The following is a 9361-nucleotide window of genomic DNA, read 5'->3' on the forward strand; positions in this document are numbered from 1 at the left end:
GGGCGGGGTGGCGGCGTAGCCGATGGCCACGGTGCCCATGGGGTCCCAGGAGCCGGGCAGGCCGAGCTCGGCGCGGACCGCGTCGCGGCAGAACATCGTAGAGGAGACCCAGGCCGAGCCCAGGCCCTCCCCGGCCAGGGCCACCAGCAGGTTCTGCACGCCCGCGCCCATCGCCACCACGAACATCTCGCGCTCCGCCGCCGCCCTCCGCGCGTCCGGGTAGGCGTGCGCCCCCTCGGCCACCAGGCAGGGCACCACCAGGCAGGGCGCCGCGCGCAGCACCTCGCCCCGGCGCACGCGCCGCGCGATGCTCTCCTCCGTCTTGCCGTCGCGCCTCAGGTCGGCGATCCACGCCTCCCGCATCGCGTCGAGCAGCCGCGTTCTGGACGAGGCGCTCTCCAGCAGAACGAACCGCCAGGGCGTCGTGTGGTGCGGCGCCGGGGCGGTCACCGCGGCGGCCACCGCACGCCTGACCGCCTCCGGATCCACCGGCGCGTCGGTGAACTCCCGCACCGTGCGCCGCAGCGCGACCGCCTCGCGGACCGCCTCCGAGGTGCCGAGCCGGAACATGTCGTTCGCCGCGGGACGGATCAGGTCCCTGGCGGAGGCGGATGCGGATGTGTCCACCCGGTGCGCGAGGCCCCTGACCACCGCGACCGGCAGCCCGTCCGTCTTCCCCTTGACCAGTTCGCCCGCGCCCGCGAGCTCGTCCGCGACGGCGGTGACGGTGACGCCCAGCGCGTTGCCATGGGGGTCGGTGGTGCCGCGGAGGTCGTCCAGCACCTCGACGCCCGCGGCGCCGATCGCCACGTCCGTCTGGCCCTCCCGCCACGGCCGGCCGAACGTGTCGGTGACGACCACGCCGACGTCCACGGAGAGCAGTTCGCGCAGGCCGCGCCTGATCCGTTCCGCCGAGGCGTCGGGGTCCTCGGGCAGCAGCAGCACGGTGCCCGGCGGGGTGTTGGAGGCGTCCACCCCGGCCGCCGCCATCACGAAGCCGTGCCGTGACTCCACGATCCTGGCCTGCCCGCGCCTGGCGACGACGCGGACGGTCTCCTCGTCGATGGCAGCCTCGCGCGAGTCGGCCCGCCGCGTCCGGCCCTCGGCCTTGCTGACGATCTTCGAGGTCACGACGAGCACGTCGCCGTCGGCGAGCCCCGGCAGCGCGGGGGCGGTCGCCGCCTGGGCGATCAGCTTGGCCAGCTCGTCGCCCGGCTTGACCTCGGGAATGCCCGGCAGCGCCCACACCCGGTAGGCGGGGGCGGGGGATTCACTCATGCGGTCCCGACCTCCTCGGCCAGCGACAGCGCCGCGCGGGCCATCGTGGCCGTGGCGTCCAGGTCGGTCATCATCAGCGGAACGGCCCGGCAGCGGATGCCGTCCGCCTCCACGGCCTTCACCGCGTCGGCGTCCACCGTGTCCACCAGCCAGCCGTCGAGCAGCCCCGAGCCGTAGTGCTGGGCGACACCCGCCGCGGTCGCGGGAACGCCCACCGCGGCGAGCATCTTGTCGGCCATGCCGCGGACCGGGGCGTCGCCGACGATGGGCGAGAGGCCGACCACGGGCACCCCCGCCTCGGCGATGCCCTCGCGCATGCCGGGCACCGACAGGATGGTGCCCACGCTCACCACGGGGTTGGACGGCGGGAAGACGATGACGTCGGCCGCCGCGATCGCCTCCAGCACCCCCGGCGCGGGCCGCGCCTGGTCCGCGCCGACGGGCACGACGGCGTGCGCGGGCACCGAGGCCCGCAGCCGCACCCAGTACTCCTGGAAGTGCACCGCCTTGCGCCCGCCGTCGCCGTCCTCGATCAGCACATGCGTCTCGACGCGGTCGTCCGTCATCGGCAGCAGCGTCACGCCCGGCTGCCAGCGCCGGCACAGCGCCTCGGTGACCGCGCTGAGCGGATACCCGGCGCCGGTCATCTGGGTGCGGACGATGTGGGTGGCGAAGTCCCGGTCGCCGAGCCCGAACCACGCGGGGCCGACCCCGTAGGCCGCGAGCTCCTCCTTGACGGTGAACGTCTCCTCCGCCCGCCCCCAGCCCTGCTCCTCGTGGATGCCGCCGCCGAGTGTGTACATCACCGTGTCGAGGTCGGGGCACACCTTGAGGCCGAACAGGTGAATGTCGTCACCGGTGTTGCCGATGACGGTGACGTCCGCGTCCGGGGCGGCGCTCCGCAGCCCGCGCAGGAAGCGGGCGCCGCCGATGCCGCCGGACAGAACCACGATGCGTTGCATACGCCCCAGTCTGTCAGCAGGCGAGCGGCGCCCGGGGCGCGGGCTCCGCCCGGGTGCGGGGGTGCATCCGCATCTCGGTGAGGCCCGGGAAGTAGACGTGCAGGCTGACCGCGGGCTCCAGCGAGGCGTTGACCACCTCGTGGATGTAGCCCGGCGCGAACGCGCGGAAGGAGCCCGGCGTCAGCACCCGCTCCCCGCGGCCGACGGCGTTCTCCGTGAGCGCCCCCTCCAGGACCGTGTAGACGCCGGAGGAGGGGCCGTGGTCGTGACGCTCGCTCCCCTGTCCCGGCACCCAGCTCAGCATCCAGACCTCGTAGCCGGGGCCGGTGCGCAGCCTGTGGTACCAGCGGCTGGTGGCGTCGAAGCGCACCAGGGGCTCCCAGCAGGCCCGGTCACTCGCGAGGGTGGCGGCCAGTCCGGCGAACCGGGCCACGGTCCGCGGGTGCTCGGCGACGGGCGGCAGGAGGTGGGGGATCGCCGTGGGATCTCCGGCGATGGCGTTGTCGTTGTCCATGGGAGGCGTAGCCGTCTCGGTGGTCGGGGTGGGTGCGGGTCGCGCCGGTCGGCCGGGCGGGATAAGTCAACGGAGCGCGCGGCCGGCGACATTGTTTCACCACTTCCGGTCGGGACGGGAGCGGAAAGGTTTATGCACGGATCGAGCGGACAGGTGGGCTCATACCCGGGGTGAGCGCCGTTGCGCATCCGTGATCGGGCTGTGATCCTCATCGCGGCGGGCGACGAGGAGCAACGAATCCGAACCCCGGTTCGTCTCTCATACGGAGTAGGTGTGCGAAGTGAGAGGAGAACGACCGGAATACGCGGCTGGTGGCCGCACGAGCGCGCATACTTCGTGCCGATTTGAACACTTTCCGTGCGCTTGTGGTGCCACAGGGTGAATCATCGGGTGAATAACTGATCGTGGCTTGACTGCCACTGAGCAGCCCACTTGTAATTTCACTCATGTCGTTCGAGCGGTATCGATAACGACGGCATCACGGGGAAGCAAAGAAGACGAGGGGCGCGCATATGACCGAGCTGTTCCAACAACTGCTGGTCGACCAGGCGGACGAAGAGCTCGGCTGGCAGGAGCGCGCCCTGTGCGCGCAGACCGACCCCGAGTCCTTCTTCCCCGAGAAGGGCGGCTCCACCCGGGAGGCCAAGAAGGTCTGCCTCGCCTGCGAGGTCCGCTCCGAATGTCTCGAATACGCCTTGGCGAACGATGAACGCTTCGGAATCTGGGGTGGATTGTCCGAACGTGAACGCCGCCGATTGAAGAAGGCCGCCGTCTGACTCCCGTTCGGCTCCGGCCTGATCGGAACTGACCAATCCCCCCTCTGTCCGGCGGGCTCCGACGGTCCCAGACGCTAGTGTGGTGCGCTGTCCGAGACGTAGCGCCGCCACGCAGGGCGGCAGCGTCCACACCGTCCAGCGAACCGGGGCCAGCACCTCGATGTCCGTGCACAGCCAGGCGGCGGCGCCGCAGCAGGCCGCCCATCCCGAATTCCCGCGGCACGTCGTCACCGCCGTGCTCGTCTCGCACGACGGCGAACGCTGGCTCCCCGACGTCCTGACGGGGCTGTTCGGGCAGGACCGGCCGGTGCAGGACGTCATCGCCGCCGACACCGGAAGTGCCGACTCCTCCGCCACCCTGGTCACCGAGGCCCTCGGCGCCGAGCGCGTTCTCCACCTCGCCCGCCGCAGCGGCTTCGGCACCGCGGTCGCGGAGGCCGCCAGGACCGCCCCCGTCCTCACCCCCGACGACCTGCCCTACCTGCGCCGCCCCAGCGCCTGGGACCCCGTCAGCCGCACCTGGGACACCAGCACCTACGACCTCCCCGAGCTTCCGCACGGCGAGCCCGTCCACTGGCTCTGGCTCCTCCACGACGACTCCGCGCCCGAGCCCGACGCCCTCGCCGAGTTGCTGCGCCAGGCCGACGCCAGCCCCTCCGCCGCCATCGTCGGCGCCAAGCTCCGCGGCTGGTACGACCGCAGGCAGCTCCTCGAGGTCGGCGTCTCCATCGCCAACAGCGGCCGCCGCTGGACCGGGCTCGACCGCCGCGAGCAGGACCAGGGCCAGCACGACCAGGTCCGCCCCGTGCTGTCCGTCTCCACCGCCGGGATGCTCGTCCGGCGCGACGTCTTCGAACAACTCGGCGGCTTCGACAGGCGCCTGCCCCTCATGCGCGACGACGTGGACCTCTGCTGGCGCGCCCAGGCCGCGGGCCACCGCGTCCTCGTCGCCCCCGCCGCCGTCCTGCGCCACGCCGAGGCCGCCTCCCGCGAGCGGCGCTCCATCGACTGCGGCGGACGCCTCGGCGGCAGCCCGCACCGCGTCGACAAGGCCGCCGCCGTCTACGCGCTCCTCGTCAACGCCCGCTCCCGCGTGCTGCCCTGGGTCCTGTTCCGCCTCGTCCTCGGCACCCTGCTCCGCGTCCTCGGCTACCTGGTCGGCAAGCTCCCGGGACGCGCCCTCGACGAGGCGGCCGGGTTGCTCGGCGCGCTGCTGCGCCCCGGGCGCATCCTCGGCGCCCGCCGCCGCCGCGCCAAGGCCACCGCCCCCGACTCCGACCCCGCCGAGCTGCGCCCGCTCTTCCCGCCGCCGCTCGCCACCCTGCGCACCGCCCTCGAACAGGTCGTCAGCAACGTCGGGGGCCGCTCCGAGCCCGCCGCCGCCTCGGGCGGACGGCACGGCGCCGTCGAGTCCGGGCCCACGGACGACGAGTCCGACTCGCTGGACGTCGAGCAGTTCGCCCGCGTCCGCCGCCTGGTCCGCAAGCCCGGCCCGATGCTCTTCCTGGTCCTCCTGCTCGCCGCGTCCCTCGCCTCCCGCGACCTCATCGGCGGCGGCGCGCTCACCGGCGGCGCCCTGCTGCCGGCCCCCGCCGACGCGGGCGCCCTGTGGGACCGGTACCTGGAGACCTGGCAGCCCGTCGGCGTCGGCGGCACCGAGTCCGCGCCGCCCCATCTGGCCCTGCTCGCCCTGCTCTCCAGCGCCCTGCTCGGCTCCACGGGCCTCGCCATGACCCTGCTGCTGGTCGGCTCGGTCCCGCTGGCCGCGGCCAGCGCCTACTTCGCCTCACGGCCGCTGGTCATGTCCCGCGTCCTGCGCGCCTGGGGCAGCGTCGCCTACGCGTTCCTCCCCGCCGTCACCGGCGCCCTCGCCGGCGGCCGGATCGGCACCGCGGTGCTCGCCGTGCTGCTGCCGCCGCTCGCCCGCGCCGCCGTCACCGCCGCCGGATACGCCTCGGGCGGCGGGCGCGGCTCCTGGCGCGCCGTCTGGGCCTGCGCGCTGCTGCTCACCCTCGGCACCGCGTTCACCCCCGTCATCTGGCCGATGGCCGTCCTGCTCGGGATCCTCGCCGTCGTCCTCCCGCTCCCCCTCGATCCGGGGCTGGTGCGCGCCAAGGCCGCCAGGATCGGCGCCCTCCTGCTCACCCCCGTGCTGCTGCTCGGGCCCTGGTCCTGGTCGGCGCTGCTGCGCCCCTCCGGCTTCCTCGCCGAGGCGGGCCTCCCGTTCGAAACGGGCCGGGCCACCCCGGTCCAGCTGCTCAACCTCAACCCCGGCGGCCCCGGCACCCCCGGCACCTGGCTGCTGGCCGGGCTTCTCCTCGCGGCGCTCGGCGCCCTGCTCCGCAAGGAGCGGCGGCTCGCCGTCACCACCGCCTGGGCCGTCGCCCTCGCCGCCCTGGTCTTCGCCGTCTGGTCCGACATCGACGGCTGGGCGGGACCAGCCGCCCTGGTCTACGGCCTGGCCCTGCTCAGCGCCGCGCTGCTCGGCGCCGACGGCGCCAGGTACCGCGTCGCCGCCCAGAGCTTCGGCTGGCGCCAGCCCGTCGCCGTCGCCGTCGCGGGCGCCGCCGCCGCTGGGCCGCTGCTGGTCGCCGCCGGGTGGGTCCTGGGCGGCGCCGACGGCCCGCTGGAACGCGCCAACCCCGTGCAGGTGCCCGCGTTCGTCGCGGAGGAGAGCTCCACGCAGGACCAGGCGCGGACCCTCGTGCTCGGGGGCAGGGGAGAGGCCGCGGAGCCGGCCGAGCGGGTCGACTACACCCTGGTCCGCGGCTCGGGTGCCCGCCTCGGCGACGCCGACCTGACCGAACTGCTAGGAGAGAACGAGGAGTTGAGCGCCGCGGTCGGCGATCTCGCGGCCGGCTCCGGCGCGGACCAGACCGCTGTGCTCGCCGCGTACGCCGTGCGGTACGTCCTGGTCCAGGACGGCTCCCCGCGCGAGCTGCACCGGGTGCTCGACACCACCCCCGGCCTCCAGCGGCTCAGCCAGGAGGACGGCAGCGCCCTGTGGCGCGTGGACCGCGACGTCTCCCGCGTGATGGTGATGCCCGCCGAGGAGCAGGGCGCCGACGCCGAGCCCGTCCCGGTCGCGGCCGGTGCCGTCGAGGTCCACACCGACCTGCCCGAGGGCCCCGCCGGGCGCACGCTGCGGATGGCCGACGCCGCCGCCGAGGGCTGGCGGGCCACCCTGGACGGCGAGCCGCTGACGCCCGTCACGCTCGGCGGCTGGGCCCAGGGCTTCGAACTGCCCGAGGGCGGCGGCCGGCTCGACATCGTCCACGAGACCTCGGGCACGCACACCCTGTGGGTGTGGGCCCAGGGCTTCGGGCTCCTGGTCCTCGCCATCCTCGCGCTGCCCGGCCGGCGCCGCGAGCTCGACGACGACCTTCCCGAGGAGCCCCTGCCCACCGCGCCGCCGACCGGCCGCCGCGCCCGGCGCGAGGCCACGGCAGCCGCCGCGGCGGCGGCGGGCGAGGCGCCCGGCACCCCGGAGGCGCCGGACATCCCACGGCAGTTCGAACCGGCCCCGGCCCCGGTGCCCTCGCCCGAGCCCGAGCCGGTCGCCGAGACGGCGCCCTACCCCGGGTACCAGGACACGTACCACGAGCCCTACCAGGAGCAGGGCTACCCGGAGCACGGCTACGGCGAGCAGGACCAGCAGCAGAGCCCGTACGGCGAGCCGTACCAGGAGCCGTACCAGGACCAGTACGGCCGTCAGATCCCGCAGCAGCAGCCGTACTACGACCCGAACTACACGGCGCCGTACGACTATCCGTCCGACTACGGCGATGGGGGCTCCCAGCAGTGAACCGCGCGACCATCTCCCTTCTCGCCGTCGTCACCGCCCTGGCCGCGGTGACCGGCTTCGCCGCCCTCCGCCCCGACGACGCCGAGACCACCGACCTGGTGCTCCGCAGCCCCCAGCCCGTCCAGCGCACCGCGCTGACCTGCCCCAGGCCCACCGCCACCGAGGCGGCCACCACCTGGTACACGGCGTTCACGCCGGGGTCCGACGCCGAGGAGCCCGGCACGGCGGCCCTGTTCCCCGCCGACGAGTACGCGCCGGGCGAGGAGGCCCCGGAAGGCGAAGGCGGGGAGGAGCAGGAGGGCGAGTCGCCCGAGCCCTTCGTCCCGCTGGAGACGCCGGGGACGCCCGTCACCGCCACGGTCGAGGAGGCGGGCGCCCCCGCCCTGACCGGCACCGCCGAGGACGGGCTCGCCCCCGGCTGGACCGTGCAGCAGACCACCAGCGTCACCACGGGCCCCGGCGGCGGCCTGCTCGGCACCTCGTGCCAGACCCCCGACACCGAGTTCTGGTTCTCCGGCGCCAGCACCGCCACCTCCCGTTCGGACTACGTCCACATCACCAACCCGGACGAGGCCGCGGTCGTCGCGGACATCGAGCTCTACGGGCCGGACGGCCGGCTCGGGACCGAGGCGGGCCAGGGCATCACCGTGCCCGGCGGCGCCACCGTTCCGATCCGGCTCTCCACGCTCCACGCCGAGGAGGCGCCCGACCTCGCCGTGCAGGTCACCGCCCGCACCGGCCGCATCGGCGCGCAGATCGAGGCGGTGGACAGCGAGCTGGGCGCCGACTGGCTCCCGCCGGCCGCGGCCCCCACCGGGCCCGTCGTCCTCCCGGGCATCCCCGCGGACGCGGCGAGCGTGCGGCTGGTGGTGTTCGCGCCGGGCGAGGAGGACCTCGCGTTCGACGTGGCCCTCGCCGGGCCGACCGGCACCATCATCCCCGCCGGGCACGAGACGGTCTCCGTCCACGCCGGGAGCCTGACCGCCGTGGACCTCGGCGGCCTCACCCAGGGCGAGGCGGGCTCGCTGGTGCTGACCCCCGCCGACGGCTCCGCCACGGGCGTCGTGGTCGCCGCGCTCCAGGTCACCTCGGGCGAGGAGGGCGAGCGGGAGTCGGCGTACATCCCCGCGACCGCCCCCGTGGAACGGCGCGCCACCGTCTCCGGGAACACCGCGGACGGCACGCTGCTCTCCCTGGTCGCGCCCGAGGAGGCGGTGGAGGTCGAGGTCACCCTGTCGGCGGGAGCCGGGGGCGGCGAGCCGGTCACCGAGGTCTACACGGTCGACGGCGGAACCACCCTGACCTTCGCCCCCGAGGTGCCCGACTCCACCGAGGGCCTGTTCGCGGTGGTCCTCGACCCGTCGGGCGGCCCGCTCTACGCCGCCAGGACGCTGACCGTGGAGAGCGAGGGACGGGACACGTTCACCGTGCAGACCGTCCCCGACGACAACTCCACGGTCGCCGTCCCCGAGACCGAGCCCGACCTGTCGGTGCTCACCGACTGAGCCGGCGGCCCGGACACCCGCCCCGGCGTTCTCGCGCCGGGGCGGGGCCGCCGTTCACTCCTGCCCGTACTTCGGGTCGACCGACTCGGGGGCCAGACCCAGCAGCTCCGCCGCCTGCTCCACCACCACCTCGTGGACCAGCTGCGCGCACTCGTCGCGGTCCCTGCTGCGCAGCTCGACCGGCCGCCGGTAGACCACGATCCGGTCGGGCCGCCCGCCCCCGGCCCTGACCACGCCGCCCAGCGGGACGGCGCCGTCCGCCGCGGCGCCCTCGGCTTCGCGCGGCAGCCAGGGCACGTCCTGGACGCCGAAGTCCACGCCCGACAGCTGGGGCAGCCGCCGCCGCAGCCGCTCGGCCGAGTCGTGCACGAGGGAGTCGAACGTGTCGGCCCTGCTCACCGCGAGCGGCACCTGGGGCGGCGCCACGGGTCCGCGCATGCCGCGGCCGTGACGGTCCCGGTGCCGGTGGCGGTCGGCGGGGCCCGAGGGGCCGGATGGGGCGGGGGGGACGCTGCTGGATG

General features: G+C 75.0%; 7 protein-coding genes. 3 read left to right on the top strand and 4 right to left on the bottom strand.

The genetic code is table 11. From position 1 onward, the window contains the following. From ADY01_RS27495 to ADY01_RS27505, 3 genes are all read right to left on the bottom strand, one after another. Window positions 1-1278 (bottom strand): coenzyme F420-0:L-glutamate ligase (locus ADY01_RS27495; protein WP_049578913.1); only part of this gene is annotated, 1278 nt, incomplete at its 3' end. Beyond that, on the bottom strand, window positions 1275-2240 hold the full coding sequence (gene cofD, locus ADY01_RS27500; protein WP_049578915.1) for a 2-phospho-L-lactate transferase: 966 nt from the start codon (window positions 2238-2240) through the stop codon (window positions 1275-1277). The genes cofD and ADY01_RS27495, both read right to left, overlap by 4 nt. A gap of 13 nt (window positions 2241-2253) precedes the next feature. Then, window positions 2254-2754: a cysteine dioxygenase gene (locus tag ADY01_RS27505; RefSeq protein WP_049578916.1), complete on the bottom strand. Its 501-nt coding sequence runs from the start codon at window positions 2752-2754 to the stop codon at window positions 2254-2256. A 512-nt stretch (window positions 2755-3266) separates the two neighbouring features. Between ADY01_RS27505 and ADY01_RS27510 the strand changes: the two genes are divergently transcribed. The 3 genes from ADY01_RS27510 (at window position 3267) to ADY01_RS27520 (ending at window position 8840) form a co-directional block, all read left to right on the top strand. After that, complete coding sequence (locus ADY01_RS27510) at window positions 3267-3530, top strand: WhiB family transcriptional regulator (protein WP_049578918.1); 264 nt, start codon at window positions 3267-3269, stop codon at window positions 3528-3530. 160 nt (window positions 3531-3690) lie between these two features. Further along, a complete protein-coding gene (locus tag ADY01_RS27515) occupies window positions 3691-7335 on the top strand; it encodes a glycosyltransferase family 2 protein (RefSeq protein ID WP_049578920.1) in 3645 nt (1214 codons plus the stop codon). Then, window positions 7332-8840, top strand: coding sequence for a DUF5719 family protein (locus ADY01_RS27520; protein WP_049578921.1), 1509 nt, complete (start codon window positions 7332-7334; stop codon window positions 8838-8840). The genes ADY01_RS27515 and ADY01_RS27520 overlap by 4 nt, the downstream gene beginning before the upstream one ends. A gap of 54 nt (window positions 8841-8894) precedes the next feature. Here the strand turns inward: ADY01_RS27520 and ADY01_RS27525 are convergent. Beyond that, on the bottom strand, window positions 8895-9361 hold a 467-nt coding region (locus tag ADY01_RS27525), incomplete at its 5' end, for a metallopeptidase family protein (protein WP_234320433.1).

Source organism: Streptomyces sp. SBT349, assembly GCF_001083795.1.
Lineage (GTDB): Bacteria > Actinomycetota > Actinomycetes > Streptomycetales > Streptomycetaceae > Streptomyces.

What these genes read in the sequence shown, in the direction of transcription:
- ADY01_RS27510 (WP_049578918.1), top strand. Translation starts at nt 3,267, where the DNA reads ATGACCGAGCTGTTCCAACAACTGCTGGTCGACCAGGCGGACGAAGAG.
- ADY01_RS27505 (WP_049578916.1), bottom strand. Translation starts at nt 2,754, where the DNA reads ATGGACAACGACAACGCCATCGCCGGAGATCCCACGGCGATCCCCCAC.
- ADY01_RS27515 (WP_049578920.1), top strand. Translation starts at nt 3,691, where the DNA reads ATGTCCGTGCACAGCCAGGCGGCGGCGCCGCAGCAGGCCGCCCATCCC.
- cofD (WP_049578915.1), bottom strand. Translation starts at nt 2,240, where the DNA reads ATGCAACGCATCGTGGTTCTGTCCGGCGGCATCGGCGGCGCCCGCTTC.